This window comes from Chitinophaga jiangningensis (genome assembly GCF_900142605.1).
In the GTDB taxonomy this organism is placed as follows: Bacteria; Bacteroidota; Bacteroidia; order Chitinophagales; family Chitinophagaceae; genus Chitinophaga; species Chitinophaga jiangningensis.
Map to the genome: position 1 here is coordinate 35,290 of NZ_FRBL01000005.1, position 20,123 is coordinate 55,412.

18 protein-coding genes are annotated in these 20,123 nt (G+C 48.2%); 10 read left to right on the plus strand and 8 right to left on the minus strand.

From position 1 onward, the window contains the following. Positions 1–30: 30 nt before the first annotated feature. Positions 31–450 (minus strand): SPW repeat domain-containing protein, encoded by a 420-nt coding sequence (locus BUB18_RS13110; RefSeq protein WP_073081496.1) that lies wholly within the window; start codon positions 448–450, stop codon positions 31–33. Positions 451–591: 141 nt separating this feature from the next. On the opposite strand from BUB18_RS13110, the gene BUB18_RS13115 reads away from it, so the two are divergent. The 3 genes from BUB18_RS13115 (at position 592) to BUB18_RS13125 (ending at position 2,091) form a co-directional block, all read left to right on the plus strand. After that, complete coding sequence (locus BUB18_RS13115; protein WP_073081498.1) at positions 592–1,113, plus strand: DUF4142 domain-containing protein; 522 nt, start codon at positions 592–594, stop codon at positions 1,111–1,113. Positions 1,114–1,145: 32 nt separating this feature from the next. After that, positions 1,146–1,385: a hypothetical protein gene (locus BUB18_RS13120; RefSeq protein ID WP_073081501.1), complete on the plus strand. Its 240-nt coding sequence runs from the start codon at positions 1,146–1,148 to the stop codon at positions 1,383–1,385. Positions 1,386–1,548: 163 nt separating this feature from the next. Continuing rightward, positions 1,549–2,091, plus strand: a complete 543-nt coding sequence (locus tag BUB18_RS13125; protein WP_143159937.1) for a hypothetical protein — start codon at positions 1,549–1,551, stop codon at positions 2,089–2,091. 206 nt (positions 2,092–2,297) lie between these two features. On the opposite strand, the gene BUB18_RS13130 is transcribed toward BUB18_RS13125, so the two are convergent. The 5 genes from BUB18_RS13130 to BUB18_RS13150 form a co-directional block, all read right to left on the minus strand. Next, a complete protein-coding gene (locus BUB18_RS13130) occupies positions 2,298–3,077 on the minus strand; it encodes a hypothetical protein (RefSeq protein WP_143159938.1) in 780 nt (259 codons plus the stop codon). A gap of 202 nt (positions 3,078–3,279) precedes the next feature. Beyond that, positions 3,280–5,901 carry a PAAR-like protein gene (locus BUB18_RS13135; RefSeq protein WP_073081510.1) on the minus strand — a complete coding sequence of 874 codons (2,622 nt, stop codon included), beginning with the start codon at positions 5,899–5,901 and terminating at the stop codon, positions 3,280–3,282. Positions 5,902–5,930: 29 nt separating this feature from the next. Next, positions 5,931–7,652, minus strand: a complete 1,722-nt coding sequence (locus BUB18_RS13140; RefSeq protein WP_073081512.1) for a type VI secretion system Vgr family protein — start codon at positions 7,650–7,652, stop codon at positions 5,931–5,933. Positions 7,653–7,661: 9 nt separating this feature from the next. Continuing rightward, positions 7,662–8,051, minus strand: a complete 390-nt coding sequence (tssD, locus tag BUB18_RS13145; protein ID WP_073081515.1) for a type VI secretion system tube protein TssD — start codon at positions 8,049–8,051, stop codon at positions 7,662–7,664. Positions 8,052–8,181: 130 nt separating this feature from the next. Beyond that, positions 8,182–8,850 carry a LuxR C-terminal-related transcriptional regulator gene (locus BUB18_RS13150; RefSeq protein ID WP_073081517.1) on the minus strand — a complete coding sequence of 223 codons (669 nt, stop codon included), beginning with the start codon at positions 8,848–8,850 and terminating at the stop codon, positions 8,182–8,184. A 461-nt stretch (positions 8,851–9,311) separates the two neighbouring features. Here BUB18_RS13150 and BUB18_RS13155 point away from each other — a divergent pair, with 461 nt between their 5' ends. After that, positions 9,312–10,598: a serine hydrolase domain-containing protein gene (locus BUB18_RS13155; RefSeq protein WP_073081519.1), complete on the plus strand. Its 1,287-nt coding sequence runs from the start codon at positions 9,312–9,314 to the stop codon at positions 10,596–10,598. Here BUB18_RS13155 and BUB18_RS13160 read toward each other — a convergent pair. Then, a complete protein-coding gene (locus tag BUB18_RS13160) occupies positions 10,595–11,203 on the minus strand; it encodes a redoxin domain-containing protein (RefSeq protein ID WP_073081522.1) in 609 nt (202 codons plus the stop codon). The genes BUB18_RS13155 and BUB18_RS13160 overlap by 4 nt on opposite strands. A 269-nt stretch (positions 11,204–11,472) precedes the next feature. On the opposite strand from BUB18_RS13160, the gene BUB18_RS13165 reads away from it, so the two are divergent. From BUB18_RS13165 to BUB18_RS13190, 6 genes are read left to right on the plus strand one after another with little or no spacing between them, the layout of a single operon-like run. After that, positions 11,473–12,489, plus strand: coding sequence for a sensor histidine kinase (locus BUB18_RS13165; RefSeq protein ID WP_083549928.1), 1,017 nt, complete (start codon positions 11,473–11,475; stop codon positions 12,487–12,489). Continuing rightward, entirely contained in the window at positions 12,486–13,187 is a 702-nt protein-coding gene (locus BUB18_RS13170; RefSeq protein WP_073081524.1) for a LytR/AlgR family response regulator transcription factor, read from the plus strand. The genes BUB18_RS13165 and BUB18_RS13170 overlap by 4 nt, the downstream gene beginning before the upstream one ends. Before the next feature lie 8 nt (positions 13,188–13,195). Further along, a complete protein-coding gene (locus BUB18_RS13175) occupies positions 13,196–14,104 on the plus strand; it encodes a bestrophin family protein (protein WP_073081537.1) in 909 nt (302 codons plus the stop codon). A 30-nt stretch (positions 14,105–14,134) separates the two neighbouring features. After that, positions 14,135–15,598, plus strand: a complete 1,464-nt coding sequence (locus BUB18_RS13180; protein WP_073081540.1) for a DUF3375 domain-containing protein — start codon at positions 14,135–14,137, stop codon at positions 15,596–15,598. A 5-nt stretch (positions 15,599–15,603) separates the two neighbouring features. Next, positions 15,604–16,194, plus strand: a complete 591-nt coding sequence (locus BUB18_RS13185) for a DUF4194 domain-containing protein (protein WP_073081543.1) — start codon at positions 15,604–15,606, stop codon at positions 16,192–16,194. Continuing rightward, complete coding sequence (locus BUB18_RS13190) at positions 16,175–19,561, plus strand: ATP-binding protein (protein WP_073081546.1); 3,387 nt, start codon at positions 16,175–16,177, stop codon at positions 19,559–19,561. The genes BUB18_RS13185 and BUB18_RS13190 overlap by 20 nt, the downstream gene beginning before the upstream one ends. Before the next feature lie 165 nt (positions 19,562–19,726). Here the strand turns inward: BUB18_RS13190 and BUB18_RS13195 are convergent, their stop codons facing one another. After that, positions 19,727–20,071, minus strand: a complete 345-nt coding sequence (locus BUB18_RS13195) for a winged helix-turn-helix transcriptional regulator (protein ID WP_073081549.1) — start codon at positions 20,069–20,071, stop codon at positions 19,727–19,729. Between the last annotated feature and the right edge of the window lie 52 nt (positions 20,072–20,123).

Below are 20,123 nucleotides of genomic sequence, written 5' to 3' on the forward strand. Positions count from 1 at the left end.
GCAATAAAAGGTACCAGCATAAATTGTTATTTAGTTGTGTTTAGTAATCAGGGTATCGCCTTCAGGTGTTTGTGGCTTGTAATAAGGTTCCTCAAAACCTTTATAAGCTCTCTTTTCCGAAGCCATAGTGGTCATCACCGCTATTAATCCCAGGATGCTCATGGTCCAGGTGGCAGCACTGCTTAAACCCAGCAGCCATGGCAGCAGGATAAAGGCAATACCCGCGATCATATCTATGGCCAGATGTACTTTATATGGAATAATTCTGACAAACCCTCCTTCGAACCTGGTAAAGAATGTCATTACTAAAATTAAGGCGGCGTAAACTACGCTGATACGTGTAGCGGTGTAATCGTTGTAATACAATACAATCCAGGGGGCAGCCGCCACCATGACTCCCATGAGGTAGTCGGCCGTAGCGTGTGTGATACTATTGATATTCCTTTTCATAATCCCAATTTTTATCACCGTTACGCATCCACGAATTATGCCACCCCTCTGCCGGATTCAGCCTATGGTAAAGGACTCTGCATTATAATCCGGCATGGTTTTACCGACTCGTGTAAATAACATCACGCAAAAAATCAGCTTATGAAAATCATGTTACGCATCCTTACTATTGCGCTGCCATTTGCATCCTGCAGCAACGACGATGATGTGGTTCCAGGAAACGGCCTGAGCATCGTTGATATCGATTTCATGGCCAAGGCCGCCACCGGCAATAAAAATGAAGTGCTGATAGGTGCGCTGGCGCCACAATCAGGGCGCGATACCGCTATCCGCTGGTTTGGCAGCATGATGGTGATGGACCATAACGCTGCTTATGATGAATTGTCAAAAGTCGCCTCCGGTGTGAGCACCATCCTTCCGATGGAAGCAGATTCAGCACACAATGCCTTAAAGCTCAGGCTGCAATCGCTCAGCGGCTATAGCTTTGATACTGCCTATATTCAATCTCAGGTAAAAGATCATAATGAAGCAGTCACATTATATCAACATGAAATAGACTCCGGCAGCCACGCTTCTGTAAAGGCTTATGCGGTGCAAATACTTCCTAAGGTCAAGATGCACCTTGCCACTGCGGATAGTATTGCTGCGTTGCTGAGGCCGTAAACTGCTTATTAATTCATTTAAAACTTACTTACATGGAAAACATCTTAAAAAACGAACACCAGGAAGGGCCAATGGCCAAGGCTATTGAGGATAAAACGGCCAAAATCCCAAGCGACTGCTACCTATGGGCTGCAGTAGGCGCTATGGGGGTTTCATTGACCCTGCAATGTCTCGGTAAAAAGCATGCAAGCTTGTTTATTGGTCAGTGGGCGGCGCCGTTCCTGTTATTTGGCATCTATAATAAGATTGTAAAGACCTCCGGGCATGACTAAAGTCTGCAAATTTACTACTGGCTAAATGCTGGTTACATGGGAAGGCGATGCAGCAGTGGAATATAGTACACTGCTGCATTTTTATTGAATTTCGGTTACATACAACTCTTTTGGTATCTGTTTGTTTTTAAGGTAACAACCTCTTACAAAAAGGCTGATGATGATGAAAAAATTATTCTTACTGATTTATATGCTGCTGCCGCTGATGGCGGTGTCGCAATGGAAAACCAACAGTCGCGGCTATGCCTACCTGATGCGCCACAGCAACAACTTTGGCGGTGGTATCATGTACGATTACGGCTTTAACCGGTACCTGGCTGCAGGCCTGGGAGCAGAGCTGACAGGCTACAATGGTAACCTCATGATCCCCACCTTTGCCGACCTTAAGGTGAAGTATCCCACGGGTATGGTGGAGCCCTTCATAAACGGGCAATTTGGCTACAATAACTACCGCGTAACGTACCAATATCCCTACACTGACGGCAATAATAACCCCCAGGTGACCAGCTACCAGAAAACGGGAAAATATTTCTGGGGCGTAGGCGCAGGTGCCTCACTGCTGGTAGGTAAGGTAGGTGTATTTGTGTCGTATACCTACCGCGGATATGTGTATAAGTTTCCGAAGTTCACCGCAAACGGGGCGGAGGTGTCGTTCCCGGACGACAAGCCCAATGTGAGTGTGATCAGCGGCGGTATTGTGTTTTAGGTTTCCTTGCAGGGATTTTTTTGCGCTAAGGGGATTGTGTTTTGTCTTTTTTGCTCGCAAAGCAGCAAAGCAGGTAAGCAGCAAAGACCTGTATTTTTTTAGTTGTGAATATGTTTAAAATGCGAAGGCCCATATTTTGTTTTTTTAGTCATAGGAGTATTGAGTCCGCTTTCGGCGGACTCATTTTTTTTACGATGCTGTTAGTTTTACCTCGGGCAGGAATTCTTCATATAGGCCTGTAATGCCTCCATCCCATAAGCATTATTTTTCCTGATTTCGTTCATTAGCTTTTTATCGGTGGTGCAGAGTTCTTCCGTAAACCCTGTAATACCAGCCCTTATAGCGGCATCCAGGAGTTGCGCGATTGGCCTGGCGGGTGTATTCGTCAGCTTAAGTTCTCGGATAGCCCAACCGGTATGAATAAATACATCCGGATTGTATTTCAACATAGCTTCCAGTACATTGGTGCGCACGCCTAGCACATTTTGTCCTGCCAGCCAGCCATAGCAATATTGCAAAAAAGTCTGCCTGCCATCTTCCATATCGCTGATCGCTTCGATCTTCATTTTGGTTATGGCGGGATTGCCGGTGTAACCGAAGTCCTGCAGGAGAGAAGTCAGGAGCTCGGGATAATAATGATCGACGGGTTTGAGCTGGGAAGCGTCGGCGGAGATGAGGAGTTTGTTGAGGGCGACGAGGTGCTGGAAATTGGAGGTATCCCATTTCTCGAAGGGCAAATCCTCTAACTGATTCTTTTCATTATAGCTAGGATAGATAAGTGGCAGCTCCTCCTGATGAATAAGCAAACAGCTGTTCCTGACTGCCCATAATGTTGGAGAAGGTTCCGGTGAGGAATCCAGTTTAACTAATGGCGCAGTGTTCTTGCGAAGGTCAATACCGAATATATCTTTGACCTTATTGAAGAAGGTAATAGTGTCAGGGAATGCGTAGCCGCGGAGGCTCATTCCTTTTTTTACTTTTTGCAAATCAGGAATATTTATCGTATCTGATTGCGAATAACTATTATTCATAGTGGAGATTAGTAACAGCAAATAAATACTGAAGACTTTGGTCATTTTAATTGGAGTTAGATATGATTAATTGGTTAATTGAGGTTTGTATGAGACATGAAATGTCGCTCGGTAAAAACACCGATACAAACAAATAGTTTATTACTTTATTGAATTGTTATTTCACAGGCAGCAGACCTGTCCATTTAGTATCACCTAAACTTTTTTTATACCACTTTTCACTCACCACCTCCCTTGGCTCAAGAATAATCCGGACATGCCTTACACCCTCCTCCTGTACCGCCTTATCTAATTCCGGAATATTAGCATGCAACTCCTGAACCAGCGCATTCTGTGCGGGCTTGTATCCATTGGTATGGGTAGTCAAACATCCGATACTCCCGATCGGCCAACCTCCATGAATAGCAATACCGCTGCGTTCTCCATCTGGGCCGTTAATAGTTGCACTACCCGATCCTGGACTATCTGAGATGTACATGTTATATTTCTGTCCATCTATGCCCCTGTTTAAATAATATTCTCCGGGAGGGCATTCATTCATAGAACCATAGCGTTCCGATGAATGCATGCCATAATCTTCACCATGACCATCGCGTGTAAGGTAAGTAACGTAATCCGGTGGAGGCAGGGCATTTTGGGCTAGCAGATTTTTGTACACAGGAATTGACATTCGTCGGAACACACTCGATTTGTATACTGGCCAGGCTTTCCCTCCTGGTTCCCCTTTTCCCTTCTTCACATAACAACTTCCTCCCACCCGCTCCGCCTTCCCGCTCACTACTACCACCGTATCCATCACCGGCTCCTGCCATTTACGCTGGTTATAATGCTTGCATGCCTTTACCCCAAACGCATCCACTGCCTCACGGAAAAACCGTTTCCTTTCCACTATATTATCCAAGGCGGCATTGATAGGCCTGCTCACGCTTTCCACTGCATATTCATCTGCAAATTCAGCGCGAAGGAAAAGGCTGTGTGAGCGCCAGTAGATCATTGCGGCGGCCATCGCGTCCAGCGGTTTCTCGGAGATATCGCCGGGGTGTGCCTCCCAGTCCACCTTTCGGTCAGGAATCCATTTGTTAAACAGGCGGGTGGCTTCTTTATAATTCCCCCTGCCGGTGAGCTGAATAAAGCCGCGACCTTTGAAACGGTACCCGTCCTTGCTGTCGTAGTCGCCGTTGCCATTGATTTTTGCATAGGCCCAGTTGGCAATGTGTTGCTGGTTCTCGGCAGATACAGGTACATCACTGGTTTCGGAGCGCCCCCAGTTGCCCGCATTGATGCGGCCCTGTCCCTGGCGAAATCGCCGGAATTTCTTCACCAGTACGGAAGCTTTGTAATTAAAATTTTCTTCCAGTGTTCCGAACCGCGTTTCTGTGGCCAGCTGCGCCAGGAAGTGCGCTTTGCGGCAACAAGTATCCAGCCGGAACTCATGGCGATATTGATTCAGAAAAGGCAGTGCTGCGCTGATGATTCGATCGTCCTTTAAAAACGGTGTACCACGTGCATCCACGGACATCTGCCGTATCTGCTCCATGGTCACAGGTTCAGCACAGGCGGGGCAGATCGTTTTTTTATCGGACTTCGCTTCACTGCCTATCAGGGCAGGACTCACTCGTTTCTTCGCCAGCGGCGCTATCACGGGAAACGCGCTTACCGTTTGCCACCAGCTGTACCAGCTTTCGGTTTTAATGGCGGCGTAAAACCGCTGCACCCGCTCCTCATAATCCTGTTCCCACGCCTTTTCAATGGTAAAATCGAATTGTATATACCCATGATCGTTCACCTGAAAAGTATTACTGTACATCACCGAATCCAATTGTTCCAAATCGTGGCCATTCTTTTTTTCCAATCGTTTTATCTGTACAGCTACTTTCTGCCTGCACATATTCTGCGCTACAATGCGGCAGGAGAGCGTATCTCCGTACCTCGCCGTAATCACGGGATTATTGTTTCGGGAAAATCTCACTTCCCTGATTTTAGGTGCATCGCGGAAAAGCAGCGGACGGGTAGGATGCAGGGAACGCAATTTTTTAACAGGGCTTTCGCTGTGAATCCGTGCGTAGATCAGGTCCCCGTCTTTCAGCAATGCCTCTTTGCGAATAGCGCGAAACGGAATGAGAATCGTTCCATCCGTCACTGTGTAAGCTGCCTTCGGCACCAGTGAATGCAGTTCCCTCCGGTAATTATCCGTGGCTATAATTTCTATTTCCAATACCAGGCCTTCTGCATCTTCCAGCGCAAGATGCAGATATGACAGCTCCTGCCAGCCGGTAACTACTTTCAGTTGCTGGCTGTCATCTTCCCAGCGGGCACTTCGCATGGCTGGGGAGGGGGCCACGACTTCCGGCTCCGGGGAGGGTTCCATGGAGGCTGTAACCGGTGTCGGGGATTCTTCCTTGGTTACCTGTCCTCCTACCGGCTGCTGCCCATGTTGTATAATGCTGATCTTCCCGCCTCTGCTGCAGGTAGCGCTACTCTTTTCCGTAAGTGGATGTACATTACCGGGGAGGGAGATATTTTCATAATGGTCCTTCCATTGCAGCACTGGCGTACATGGCGTAGGATTTTTCGGATCCGGAATTTTGCAAAGGTTAAAATTAAGCGCGGCGATGTTGATGCCTGCGGTAGTCGCCACCGGCTTACCGCTGCTGCTTTGCAGGTACAGCTTAGTTTTACCTGGTACTTGTAGAGCCACAGGTGCAGGATTCAGCGATTGCGAGCAAGTGCATAGCGCACCTTCGCATACGAGGTGTAATGGTTGGTTAACAATATTCATGATATCGCAATTAATGGGTTAGCAAATCATCAGAACATTCTTATTTTTTCTTCGCTTTTAATATCCAGTGTTTGCGCGGCATGTAGCTCCAGGTCGCCCTTCAGGCTGTGAACCTGTATTTCATCCGCTTTTCCTTTCCAGGTGCCTGCCAGGAGCGACAACGCTTTATCAGCTATTACCTCAATATTTTTGGCCGACTGTAAAGCGCTTTCGTTTGCGTGCTGGTACACATTACCCGCTGCGGCCAAAGAAATATCCCTGCCGGCGTGCATGGCAATGCTTTCTCTGGCATAGAGCTGCAGGTTATTGGCTTTGATGCTGAGCTGCTCCGGTGCCTCAATCAGCATACTCCTGGAGGCAGTATCCAGCGTGATGATATTACCGGTTTTATCCCTGATGGTAATCACTTCTTTCCCGGCAGTATCATCTAAACTAATGGTATGCCCGGAGCGTGTAGCCACCACCTTGAGGTTATTTCCGGAGGTACCATAGTCCACTTTTGCTTTTCCATGGTAACAGGCGCCCACCACATAGGGATATTCCGGATGTTGTGCTGAAAAGGCTACCTGCACTTCTTCCCCTTTCTCCGGCAGAAAATAAAATCCCTTCCGGCTACCGGCATGTGGTTGCAACAGGCGTATCCATGGTGTAGTACCTTGTTGCCAGTGGAACTTTACCTTCACCCGTCCCATGTTATCCGGATCATCATTTTCCACCACTACTGCAGATTGCGAGGGGCAAAATGGAATACGCGGCTCATCATAAAATTTTAATGGCGGGCAATCAGGCAGCCCGGTCAGCTGATTTTTATAGTTCCCCACGGCATCACAGGTATGGATAATCTGACTCACGAGAAACGTACCGTGGCCACGCTTTACCGGCTGCTCCTCCCTGACGGTTACCAAATCACCCGGACGTATGCCTGGCTCCGTACTTTCGGCCACCCACTGTAAGGCGGACTGCCGCTGCTGCACCGCGGCAGCGGCGCTGCGCAATGCGCCATCGTACAAGGCATACCTGTTCCCTTTCATCGCCGGCAACTGGTTGATGCAGGCATCAATGATCGGGTCATAACAGCGCTCCGCCTTTGAAGGCAAGGTCTTCACAATTCCCTGCTCCGCGTCATACCAGGACCATCCCGGCGCCACCGTCGGTACCGCTGCCTTAATACTGTAGCGCTGCAACTCCCGGCGGTAGTACAGCGTCACCTTCGCCGGCGAATACTTTCCGAATACCAGGCGGGCCCCATTGTAAAAGAACCATTCCCCATAGGTAGCCGCCAGCCTTCGCAAGAAAGCATAGTCCGTTTCTTCGTACTGCACATGATAGGGGAGCGTAGCCTGCTGCTCAGGCTGAATGAGCATATTTGATAAGCGGGTAGCCATGCTTTCCACCAGCTGCGTCAGCGTTTTGTTTTCGAAGGAGCGGAGCTGTGGCGCTATATCCATTTTAGCATCAGGGCTCATTCCCCGCAGCAGGCAATAACCAAACTCACGCCCTTCACAGCAGCCGGTTTCCACCGCACTGATATAGCCGTTGAAGGTAGTATTGCCCAGCTGTATCTGCAGGTCCTTCCCGAGGAACTGCTGTACAACCTGCTGCAGGCTGCTGCCTGCGGAACGAAGAAAATCATCCCCCAGCTGCACTTCAAAATCATGAGGCGCATAGATAGATTGCGTTAAGCGGAGGGCATACCAATGCCTGTACTTTTTACCATTTATGGAAATGGTAATCCTGGTTGGTTCCGGCATATGTGAAAATTATTTAGTCCAGAAATGCTCGTATTCACTACTGTTAAGGGACATCTTGCGGGCCGACAACTGGAGCCTTATCTGCATAGGCTGCTCGCCGGCGGCACTGAAGTACTCCGTATATCCGGTGCAGTAAGTGTCCGAAAACTGCAGCTCCTTTAGCCGCGAAATTGCATCTCTCCGGTAAAAAATTATACTTCCGTTGCGGGTAGCCGTATCGGTAATCATCCAGTCGAACAAATTGGTATCGGCAGTGGATTCCACCAGCAGCTCAATCGTTCCACCGTTAGGACGTGAAACTGGCTTACCGCAGGCATCTGTGGGTTGGGAAAAAGAAAATCGGCATTCGAGCACATTCAGTTCGTAGCCTTCGATTTTACAACGGGCTTTAAAAGACATGGTATACAGGTTTTACAAACATGGATCTGGTTAACAAACATTCGTCATCCAAATAAAAAGGATCACAAACTAAAATGAAATTACAGCTTTTGTTTTAAACAAAAATCAATTCAAAAAATATTTTTTAAAATCAGATAAGATCGAATGCCTGCGCGAATTTCGTGAGATCGTAGGAAGACTCGGCATTGATTTTTGATTTGATATTTCGACGGTGTGTAACTACCGTTTTTTCAGAAATATGCAGTTCCCTGGCCATTTCCCCGGCACTATGCCCCAGGGCCGTTAACCGAAGAATCTCTTTTTCTCTCTTGGTAAGCTCCGCAAATATGTGCTGGTGCTGCCTCAGGAACTGATTTTCCTTAAGCAGTCTTTTCAATTTACTGGTAACATGATGCAACGGATCTATCGGAATAGCACAGGTGATCAGGTGGGTAGGTGTCCCATCTGCCGCGCGGCACAACACCCTGGTAGTGCTCAGATGCCAGTCCCAGTCATCCTTTCCGGCCAGGCGCACCTGTTGGAAAAATGAGATTTCTTTTGCCTCCGACTCCGGGGCACTGATCAGCTCCATGATCCGCGGAAGATAATCTTCCACATCCTGCGGATTAAAACAACGGTTATAATACTCCTGACCCATCCCCTTAATCTCCTCCAAAGTATAACCGAGTTCCCGGCAGCCTCTGGCCGACATATGCACCACGCCTCCATCCGGAAAGCTGTGCACAATCAATACAGCAGGCAATTCATCTTCGATAGTTTGTAAGGCTTTTAATTTCTCCTCCAGCGTTACTCCTGACATGTTGGACACGTGTTCTATACGTTCATTTACAAATAAGACAAAACGGGAAAAAAACAATAGTGAAGCCCATCTTTAGCAACACTCACATTTCGGGACAGATGGCATGAAGGCTTTTCGCGGTGGTTGATTTTATAAACTTGCTGCAAATGTAATGGAATTTTATAAAAACAGTTTTGGGTCTCTTCCGAAAGAAGGAGACCCAAATTTGGGGGTAACTGACCTCATGGGTCATATTAACTATTAAGGATAATGACTCTTATAATTAGTTCGAATAGTTGTAATTGATCTCTGCAAAAGTAGACCAACGCAGCATTACATAAAATACCTACATGTAGGTATTTTTCTATGTATTACATGGCTTTAAAAGCGTATTCTTTCCTTGTTATGTCGTATTTGCAATAGCTATTTTCGAAAATATTCTCCCCGGCATTTTCTATCTTCCCCTTTGATAAACGTCCACTATGAAACAAGTTTTATTTACACTCCTGCTGCTGCCGGCATTGCATGCTCATGCCCAGCAACTGGCAACCGCCCAGCCGGAAGCGGCTAATATGTCCGCCAGCCGGCTTACCCGTATCGACTCCCTCATCAACAGCTATATCGGCAAAGGCTATGTGAACGGCGCTACGGCCATGGTTATACGTAATGGAAAAATTATCTATAACAAAGCCTTCGGCTACAGTGATATGGAAAAAAAGATCCCGGAAAAAACGGATAACATCTTCCGGATCGCATCCCAAACTAAAGCCATTACCAGCGTAGCGGCCATGATCCTGTACGAAGAAGGTAAATTCCAGCTGGATGAGCCGCTGTCGAAATACATTCCTGAGTTCGCTAACCCACAGGTAATCAAGGCATATAATGCCGCAGACACCTCGTTTACAACGGTGCCGGCTACACGCGAAATCACCGTGCGCGACCTCTTCACCCACACCAGCGGCATCGGCTACGCCCAGATAGGTGGCAGCATGGAAACGGCGATGTACGCCAAAGCCGGCGTAATCGCAGGCATCGGCGTAAAAAACCTGGTGCTGGCAGATAAGATGAAAGCGCTGGGCAAACTTCCCCTCCTTCATAACCCCGGCGAAAAATGGACCTACGGCATGGGGGTGGATGTACTCGGCTACCTCGTGGAAGTGCTCTCCGGTAAAAGCCTCGACCAGTTTATGCGGGAACGTATTTTTGAGCCGCTGGGCATGAAAGATACTTGGTTCTATCTACCGGCTGATAAACAAGCCAGGCTGGTGCCGCTCTACTCGGAAGACAAACAGGCACATAAACTCTACAGAACCAGCAACAGTATTATGCTACACGGCACAGAGCTGTATGCGGACTACCCCAAATTCAAAGGCACTTACTTTTCCGGCGGCGGCGGATTATCGTCTACCACCTACGATTACGCCATATTCCTCCAAATGATGCTCAACGGCGGTACCTATAACGGCGTACGTATCCTGAGCCGCAACAGCGTAAGGATCATGACCATGAACCAGACCGGCAACCTGAAACTCGGGTCGGACAAATACAATAATTTCGGACTTGGATTTAAAATAACCAGTGAAGAAGGAAGCGCAGCATCGCTGATGCCAGCCGGCGCTTTCCAGTGGGGAGGAATGTTTGCCACTACCTACTGGGCTGACCCCAAAGAAAAGATAGTGGCGCTGATCTATACCAACGTATGGCCAACCACACATGGTATGATGAACGAGACTTTCAAAAACCTGGTATACCAGGCCATCAATGATTAAGCAGTAATTGCAGTACGGTTTTCAATTGCAGCCAGCAACTCAGCTGGTTGCAGTTGATGCTCCAGGTACTTATCGGCAAACGCGTAACGTATTTGCAGCGCCGGGGTGATAATATATACGGCAGGCACAGGCACATCTTCATTTACACCAGCCACAAAGCCCCAGATTGGATCGGACTTCTTATAAATCCCCGCTTTTTTAGCGATATCGAAATCCCTGTCGTACACTACATCAAAAGGAATTTCCTGTTTGTTTACCGCTTCAAATTGTTTGCGCCCCTCACTGGATATCAGTAACAGCTTTGCACCAGCCGCTTCTATAGCAGGATGCAACGCTATTACCTGGTCCAGTAGATCATCTGCGTACCCGTTCCAGTGGATGGAATAGAATACTACTACCAGCGGCTGCGCCGTTAATGTGTGAATACTCGCCCCCTGTGTTAACAAACCAGCATCTTTAATTACCTGGTCTGCCTCGAGAAAAAATTCAGGAAACTGTTGTCCCGCACCCAGTGGCGCTATCTTCTCCCTATGGTATCCTGTTTTTGGAAAATTCTCTGGCACAGGCTGCTGCAGGTAATCGGCGTAACGGTAAAGTGTGGACATTTCCTGAAAATTTTATCGGTTGGTAAATGATGGGACAGCGGTTGATTGCTATCGTGAAACAAATATACGGGGATTATTTTAATTTCCCACTAACCCTATAGACTAATAGGCTAAATAATTTTACAACACATTGAGTTTCTAATATATAGGTAGAGAAAAAAATTCTGCATTTCGTCAAAGGCCAGCGGCATATGGTCAATTTCCCCTGGTAAAAGCACCCGGAACGGGGTAGTTTGCAGGAAAATACTACCAGTAAAATTCTTATCTTGATGAAGATGAAAAACATCCGGACCATCCACTGGCTGCCTGCCGTTTATGCCCTCCTGGTATACACCAGTCTGCGGCTGGTAAACGATATCATCAGCGAAACCAGGTTCTGGCTCCGGCCCCTGCATACCAACCTTATTGAGGTAACGGTATCCCTTATTGCGGCTTATATTACTTTTTATGTGCTTAGGAAGATATTAGCCCGGCAACAACAACGGGTAATCCCGTTACCGGTTTGGAAGGAGTACGGGATGGTGGCCCTCGCCATCACCCTCATCTCCTATATAACCATTATACCCATGGCCGCACTTACGGATGATGGCTGCGAATGGTACGATGTGGTCAACATCACCCTCATCCCGCTACTATACGGCCTGCTGGCATATGCCATTTTGCGGGCCTCGGCCTCCCTGCGTAAGAATTACGAACAACAGCTGCTCCTGGAAAAGATCTGTAACGACAGGCTCCAGACGGAACTCCAGTTCCTGAAAGCCCAGTTCCACCCGCATTTCCTCTTCAACGCACTCAATATGATCTATTTCCAGATGGACGAAAGCGTGCAGGAAGCCAAGCACACCGTTGAAAAATTGTCGGAACTATTGCGCTACCAGCTTTACGACCAACAGCAACTGGTGCCGGTAGGAAAAGAATTACAATACCTGCAGTCTTATATCGACCTACAACAACAACGGATGAACAGTCACCTGCAACTGACCGTAAACTTTGACCCGCAGCTGCAGCAGCAAACCGTATATCCGTTATTGTTACTGCCGCTGGTGGAGAATGCGTTTAAATATACCGGGGGCGACTACTGGATCAGTATTGCCGCCACCCTGCGGGAACAGGACCTGTTTTTCCATGTGAGCAACGCCGTGCCGGACGCCCAGCGCATCAAATCCGGTGGCATAGGGCTCGAAAACCTCCGGCGACGGCTGGAATTACTCTATCCCGGGCAGCATGAATTAACTACCACTCATAACGGCAACAACTATACGGCCACCCTAAAATTAAGCATATGAAAATCCGCTGTGTAATCACCGACGACGAACCTGTAGCCCGCAAAGGCATTGCCAGCTATGTGGAAAAAGTGGATTTCCTGGAGCTGGTGGGCGTTTGTGAGGATGCTATTTCACTCAACAACCTGTTACAGCAACAACCGGTGGACCTGCTGCTGCTCGATATTGAAATGCCCTACATGACCGGACTGGAATTGCTAAGCAGCCTTCCCAATCCGCCAAAAGTTATTTTTATTACAGCTTATGAACAATACGCCATCAGGGGATTTGAGCTACAGGTGCTGGATTACCTGCTGAAACCGGTTTCTTTTGACCGCTTTTTGAAAGCGGCCAACCGCGCCCTGGAAATTTTCCGGCAAACAATCCCACCCGATTCCGCGTATATATTTATAAAATCAAACGAAAAACTCGTTAAAATTTTCTGGGAGGATATCTTATACCTCGAAGCCATGGAAAATTATGTGAATATATATACCGACAATGCCCGGCATATTATTCACGCCACCCTGAAATCGGTGATTGAAAGCATTAACAGCACGGACTTTGTGCAAACACACAAATCATATGTGGTAAACGCTAAAAAAATTACCGGTATTGATGGGAATTTAGTGGAGATGGGAAAGGCCACTGTGCCCTTTTCCCGCGGGATGAAAGAGGCAGCCATGGAAAAGATACTCCGTAACAGGTTACTAAAAAAATAGCTCCGTTTATGCTGATAAAGTCCAAGCTGTCGCTCATGCAGGTATTTTCCTTCACCTGGAAGGTGGACCTGCTGCTGCTCCTCTGTTGTACCGGTGTTTACTATATGGATGTTTATTGGCTCAGCGATCATATCAATATACCCGGCGCTATTTCTACGGTATTAGGTACGGCCATCGCGTTTTTCATCGGCTTTAATAACAACCAGGCATACGACCGCTGGTGGGAGGCCAGGATCATCTGGGGAGCGCTGGTAAACGATTCCCGCTCCTGGACCCGCTGCCTGCTCTATTTTTATCATTCCGACAATGAATCCCAACGCACCACTACCGCCCGCAACATGATCTACCGCCACCTGGCTTTCCTCTACGCCCTTAAATCGGCCCTGCGCAACCGCCCCGATGAATACTACCACCGTTACCTTTCACCGGAAGAAGTAGAGATAGTTAGGCGACAAACCAACGTTCCCAATGCGATCCTAAACCTGCAGGCGCAGGACCTGCAACGGCTCAAACAAACCGGCACGGTAGACGGTTTCCAGTTCCTCGAACTCAACGACCTGCTGGTGAAAAACACCGACAGCATGGGCAAATGCGAACGGATCAAAAACACCGTTTTCCCCACCAGCTACGTGTATTTCACGAAAATGTTCATCTGGTTTTATGTGATCATGAACACGCTGATGATGACAGAATCCATCGGCGCCTGGTCCATCCTTTTCGGATGGGCGTTCGGGTTTGTATTCCATACCACGCACCTCAACGGCATTAATCTCATGAATCCATTCACCTACAACCCGCTGGCCATGCCGCTGGACAGTATCGCCAGGACCATAGAAATCAACCTGTTGGAAACCCTCGGCGAAACCGACATCCCGGCTCCTGTAGAACCCCGTGCAAACGGACTTTATATCATGTAACCGAATACCTTTTTTCCTTATTTTTACCGAATGACGTATGAACAATTATGTTTGCTGTTTGCCCAGTCAGTAACGCTGAAGATACTACGGGCCCGCAGTGCTCCAATGATGTTGTCATTTTTTCACACCGTATTCAAAGAAAAAAACCAGACAATCATTACCAATGCCGAACTGGTAACCCGCTTGTCAGATTATCTTACGCATACCGGCTACCGCGCCACAGACGATGAGATCGATGCGGTTTCCCTGCTGGAAGACGATGATACTAAAGCTAAAAAATACATTGACCAGTGGAGTAACCAGGGGTTTCTTCGCAAATACCCCAACGACGAAGGTATTGATATCCATGAGCTGAGCAGCGATACGGAAAAAGTGCTCCATTGGGTCACTACCTTGCAGAAACGCGAATTTATAGGCACCGAAAGCCGCTTTAAGGATATTTTCTCCAAACTCAAGGAGCTGGTGGACCAGAGTAATAAAGATCCGGAACAACGCATCCAGGAGCTGGAAAGAAAGAAATTTGAGATAGAACAGGAAATACAGGCCATCACCATCACCGGTAAGGTACAGGTGTTTGACGATACCCAGATCAAAGAAAGGGTATACGATGTAAACCGTATGGCCCGCGAGCTGCTGGGAGATTTTAAAGAAGTGGAATCCAACTTCGAACAAATCACCCAGGACATCTACCGCAAACAAAGTGAACGTGACGTAGCCAAAGGTACCCTGCTCGCCTACACGCTGGATGCTTTTGAGGCCCTGCGCCAAAAGGACCAGGGTAAAAGCTTTTACTCCTTCTGGCAGTTTCTCATGGATGAAACCAAGCAGTCGGAAATGCGGGAGCTGATCGATAAGTTATACACACTCCTTGAAGACCGTGACATCGAATATAAAAATGACCGGTTCCTCCGGAAGCTCAAGCAGTCCCTTCATGCCTCCGGCAAAAAGGTGATCGACGCCAATAAAAAGTTGAGCGATAAACTCAGTCGCGTACTCAACGAGCGCAATATGACGGAGCGCCGCAAAACCATGGAGCTGATCAATGATATCCGCGTGCTGGCCTTCCAAACACTGGGTAACCATCCATCAGCAGAGGATTTTATAGAGATAGAAACCGATCCGGAGATGGATCTTCCGGACCGTTGGGAACTGGCCGATGAAAAAGCGGCCAGCCCGGCCTTCCAGTTACCGGAAGGAGTAGGAGGGGAAGAGTACTCCCTGGAAGATATGCAGGCGCTGTTCAATCATTTCCATATTGACCGCGCCCAGCTGGAAGAACGCATACAGGTACAGCTGCAAAACAAAAAGCAGATCAGCCTGAAAGAACTGGTAGAGATTTATGGCTCTGAAAAGGGGCTCACGGAGCTGATCACCTACTTTGCCATTGCCAGCCAGTCCTCCAGCCACATCATCCTGGAAACATCCGATCCTGTGAAACTCGGTAATCGTATCATCAACCTGCCGATGGTACTGTTTACCAATTCAAAAAACTAACCTTTATGTCTGAACGAAATACAGCACCCTTTGCACATGTTTTCCTGAAACTGATGCAAGGCACCATTTACGAAGATGAGCGCGCCTACTGGAAAGACCTGCTGGGCTGGCAAACAGAACTGCACAAATACCTGCAACAGGTAGGCCTGCAACTGGTGATCAATGAAGCCGATGGCTTTGCACGCATTGTGCAGCCCGACAATGATGAAAATGCCGATCGCCCGCTGCCACGCCTCATGCGCAAATCCAAGCTCACCTACGAGGCTACCCTGCTCTGCATCGTGCTGCGGGAAGCCCTGGAAGAGTTTGACCTCAAAGGCACCGGCACCAAACTGTTTATGACACAAAAAGAAATTAAGGAAAGACTCACCCTCTTCTTTAAGGAGCGCCACAACCGCTCCAAACTGCTCAAAGACCTGAACAAGCCTATTAACAGCCTGCTTGGGGTGGGCATCCTCCGCGTTAGCCGCGAAGATGCTACCAACAAGGAAATGCAGCAATATGAAGTAAAACGCGTAATCAAAGCGATCGTGAACAACGAGAAACTGGAAGAAATCAAAACAAAATTAAATCTGCATGTCAACCCTGTTCAATAGTGATTCCAAAGAAAGCGGTTTCCGCCTGCAATATTTTGAAGTATATAACTGGGGGACCTTTCACAATAAAATATACCGGGTAAATACCAACGGGCAAACCTCCCTGCTCACCGGCGCCAATGGTAGTGGTAAAACCACGCTCATCGATGCGCTGCTGACGCTGCTGGTGCCCTCCGGGAAACGTTTCTACAACCAGTCGTCCGGTACGGAACAACGCCGCGACCGTGGGGAGGAATCGTACTTCTGGGGCTACTACGGGAAAACTTTTTCCGAAGAGTCCCTCCAATCTAAAACAGAACAACTGCGCCATAAGGAACAAAACCCTTATTCCGTGCTGCTGGCCTATTTCTATAACGCTGCTACCATGCATACCATTACCCTGGCACAAGTGCGCTGGTACGCGGGCGAAATGAAAAGGCAATACATTGTATCTCCACATAAACTCAATATCAACGACCATTTCGGTAATGGAAAGTTTGATGCCAAGGGCGACTGGAAAAAACGCCTGAAGCTGGAATTCCCCAAAACAGAGGTGACCGACAGCTTTAAAGAGTATTCCACATTATTCAGCAACATTTTCGGGCTGCGTAGTGAAAAAGCGCTGGCACTCTTTAACCAAACGGTGGGTATTAAAGTATTGGGAGACTTAAATACCTTCATCAGACAACACATGCTGGAGGAAACAGACAGCGAGGCAGAGTTTCTCAAACTGCGGGAAAACTATGACAGCTTACTAAGCAGCCACCGCGCCATCCAAAAAGATGAGATGCAATTACAGCTGCTGGAACCTATTATCCAGCAACGCACCGAATGGGAAACCCTGCAGAACAAAGGCCGCGAGCTGTTATCATTACAGGACACCCTGCCGGGCTACTTCAATCGCCAGGAGCGGGAGATCGTACAGCAGGAAATACAGCAACTGGAACAGGAGCTGAGCGTAACCGCCAGCACCCTCATCTCCATCAACTCAAAGCTGGAGCAGCTAAACCTCCGCAAAGACGAGCTGATTGCGCAAAAGGCCAACAACAGTGTGGATGAGCAACTGCGCTCCATCGAAAAAACCATCCATTACGAGCAGAAATCGCTGGAAGCGAAACGCAACAAAATGGATGACTACAACAAGCTGGCAGAGCGACTGGAACTGATTGCCTCCCCGGACGAAGCACAGTTTCACGAAAACATCAAAGGCGCCGAGAAAAAACTCAAAGGCCTGGAAAAGCAGCTGGACGCACTTCAGGAAGATATTTTCCTGCACAAAAGCAATCTCACTGCCGAAAAAAATCACGCGGCCACTATCAACGAGGAAATTGAATCTCTCCTTAACAGAAAAAATAATATTCCTTATGAATTGATCCGCATCCGTCAGCAACTGGCTGACATGCTGGACGTTCCGGAGGAAGACCTGCCATTTGCCGGGGAACTGCTGCGCGTAAAAGACGACGAATCCCACTGGGAGTACGCCATTGAAAAAGTGCTGCATAACTTTGCCCTGCGCCTGCTGGTACCGGAAGGATATATCAGCCGCATCAACAGGTATATCAACGAAAACAACCTGCAAACAAGGCTGGTATATCATAAGATCGAAGAAGAATCTTATACGATGCTGCGTATGCCTAAGGAAGAAGATAGTTTGTTACAGAAGATAGAAATCAAGCCGGGCACGGAGTTCAGGGAGTGGCTGCAAAACCAGCTGCTGGATCAGTTTGACTATATCTGTACAGACGATATGAATCTTTTTGGGCGTGCACGTAAGGCGGTTACCTCCAAAGGCTTAACCCGCGTGGCTTCCAAACATGAGAAAGATGACCGTCCCGGCCGCTCCCAGCAAAATAATTTTGTGCTGGGCTGGAACAACAAAAATAAATTACGCCTGCTGAAAGAAGACCTGGAAGAATGCAGCTCCGCTATTGACGAACTGCAGGCAGGCCTGAATGAACTGGAGGCCTCCCGTAAAGGCGTAAGCGCCATGCAAACGGTACTGAGCGCCTTCCTTACCCAGCGCAGCTTTGACGACATCAGCTGGCAGCAACACGCCGCCGTTATTGAGCAACATGCCCGCGAAAAAGACAACCTGCTGCAAGCCAGTGATAAATATAAAGTGATCTGCGAGCAGCTGGATGAGGCCACTGCCGGCATTCGTGAGCTGGAAGAAAGCAAGGCGGATACCCTGCAGCAAAAAGGCCACCTGGATAATAAGCTGTCGGAAAAACAGCACTATTACGGGCAGTTAAAAGTGAGCAATACCGACGAAATCGCCATGCAGCGTGCGCTGGCCTTCCTGGAGGAGCTGGCCATCACTGCGCCAGCCGCAAATGCGTCGCAACTATACAGCTACCGCAAGCGCGCGGAAGAAAGCCTGAACGTATCGCTGAAAGAAGCGCAGCGCAACAGCGCCGAGAAGCAAACGGAGATCACGCGGCTGCTGGCTGCGTTTGTGAACCCGCCGAAGTCGGTGCACGACACCTTCCCTGACTGGATCGGCGATGTTACCGACCTGCGCGCCCATGTGGAATACCTGGATGAGTTCACGGCCCTATATGAGCAAATCAAATACCAGCGCCTGATCGAGCATAAAGAGCGTTTCCGTAAATATATGGACACCAGTATGCTCAATGCCATCACCAACTACCGTGCATGGATATACGGACAGGAGGATGCCATCCGTGAAGTGATGGAGGACCTCAACGAGCCGCTGCGTAACATCACCTTCAACAAAAATCCGGATACGTATTTACAGCTGGAATGCCGCCATGTACGCGATGTGGAAATCAGGAACTTCAAGGATAAACTCAGTTTAGCCGTTCCCGATACCGTAAAATACCAAACAGAGAAAGACGACGCATACGGCGAACAGCTGTTCCAGAATATTAAAACGCTGATTACCGAATTGCAGCAAAACGAAGCCTGGCGCAGGAAGGTGACGGATGTACGTAACTGGCTCGACTTCGGTGCGAAGGAGTTCTATATCTCTGACAACAAGGCATTTAAGTACTATGAAGATACAAGCAGCTTGTCCGGTGGTGAAAAGGCGCAGTTTACCTATACGATTTTAGGAGCCGCCATTGCCTACCAGTTCGGCATCAACGAAGCCAACAGGCAGCACAGGAGCTTGCGCTTTATTACTGTGGATGAGGCTTTCAGTAAGCTGGACCCGGAGAAGAGTCACTACCTGATGGAGTATTGCGGTCAGCTGAACTTACAGCTACTGGTAGTAACGCCATTGGATAAACTGAATATTGCAGAACCTTATATACATGCCTGCCACTTTGTGGCGAACAAGAACAAGCGTGATTCCGTGGTGTATAACTTCACAATGGAAGAATACCGCGAACGCAAAAAGGAAATAGAGAATATGGCGATGGCATAGGTGGGAGTGTCACACTTCCAATTTGTGGCATTTTTTTAACGAATGTAGAGCCGCCATGCCTGGCGGCTCCCCGCTAAGGTCGTCGCTGATATCTTCGTACATTTCAGCTATTGTATAGGAGATTTTCGCGAGGGGCCGCCAGGCCTGGCGGCCCTACTGCGTGAATTACGTTGCCGCCACCTGTGCCATTTTACTCCTTCCCCAATCTGCCAGCAGCATAATCACCGGTACCAGTTCTCTGCCGGTATCGGTTAAAGAATATTCCACTTTGGGTGGTACTTCCTGGAATACCTTTCTCTCTACCAATCCATCTTCTTCCAGTTCACGGAGCACCTGTGTAAGCATTTTTGGGGTGATGCCGGTGATGCGTCGGCCCAGTTCCCCGTATCGCAAAGTTTTACGTGATAGTTGATATAATACGCGGCCTTTATGTTTGCCACCGATGCGCTGGAAGGCATAGTCCACGGCGCATATCGTTTCGGGGTGCGAACTATTTTTGAGTTTAGACATGGCTATTTCATTGATTATCAGCAATACTACCTAAATGGCATGTACAGAGCAA

Coding starts and splice junctions, on each gene's coding strand:
- BUB18_RS13165 (WP_083549928.1), top strand. CDS start 11,473: ATGAAGATGAAAAACATCCGGACCATCCACTGGCTGCCTGCCGTTTAT.
- BUB18_RS13120 (WP_073081501.1), top strand. CDS start 1,146: ATGGAAAACATCTTAAAAAACGAACACCAGGAAGGGCCAATGGCCAAG.
- BUB18_RS13150 (WP_073081517.1), bottom strand. CDS start 8,850: ATGTCAGGAGTAACGCTGGAGGAGAAATTAAAAGCCTTACAAACTATC.
- BUB18_RS13140 (WP_073081512.1), bottom strand. CDS start 7,652: ATGCCGGAACCAACCAGGATTACCATTTCCATAAATGGTAAAAAGTAC.
- BUB18_RS13180 (WP_073081540.1), top strand. CDS start 14,135: ATGACGTATGAACAATTATGTTTGCTGTTTGCCCAGTCAGTAACGCTG.
- BUB18_RS13185 (WP_073081543.1), top strand. CDS start 15,604: ATGTCTGAACGAAATACAGCACCCTTTGCACATGTTTTCCTGAAACTG.
- BUB18_RS13125 (WP_143159937.1), top strand. CDS start 1,549: ATGAAAAAATTATTCTTACTGATTTATATGCTGCTGCCGCTGATGGCG.
- BUB18_RS13110 (WP_073081496.1), bottom strand. CDS start 450: ATGAAAAGGAATATCAATAGTATCACACACGCTACGGCCGACTACCTC.
- tssD (WP_073081515.1), bottom strand. CDS start 8,051: ATGTCTTTTAAAGCCCGTTGTAAAATCGAAGGCTACGAACTGAATGTG.
- BUB18_RS13155 (WP_073081519.1), top strand. CDS start 9,312: ATGAAACAAGTTTTATTTACACTCCTGCTGCTGCCGGCATTGCATGCT.
- BUB18_RS13115 (WP_073081498.1), top strand. CDS start 592: ATGAAAATCATGTTACGCATCCTTACTATTGCGCTGCCATTTGCATCC.
- BUB18_RS13195 (WP_073081549.1), bottom strand. CDS start 20,071: ATGTCTAAACTCAAAAATAGTTCGCACCCCGAAACGATATGCGCCGTG.
- BUB18_RS13160 (WP_073081522.1), bottom strand. CDS start 11,203: ATGTCCACACTTTACCGTTACGCCGATTACCTGCAGCAGCCTGTGCCA.
- BUB18_RS13190 (WP_073081546.1), top strand. CDS start 16,175: ATGTCAACCCTGTTCAATAGTGATTCCAAAGAAAGCGGTTTCCGCCTG.
- BUB18_RS13170 (WP_073081524.1), top strand. CDS start 12,486: ATGAAAATCCGCTGTGTAATCACCGACGACGAACCTGTAGCCCGCAAA.
- BUB18_RS13135 (WP_073081510.1), bottom strand. CDS start 5,901: ATGAATATTGTTAACCAACCATTACACCTCGTATGCGAAGGTGCGCTA.
- BUB18_RS13175 (WP_073081537.1), top strand. CDS start 13,196: ATGCTGATAAAGTCCAAGCTGTCGCTCATGCAGGTATTTTCCTTCACC.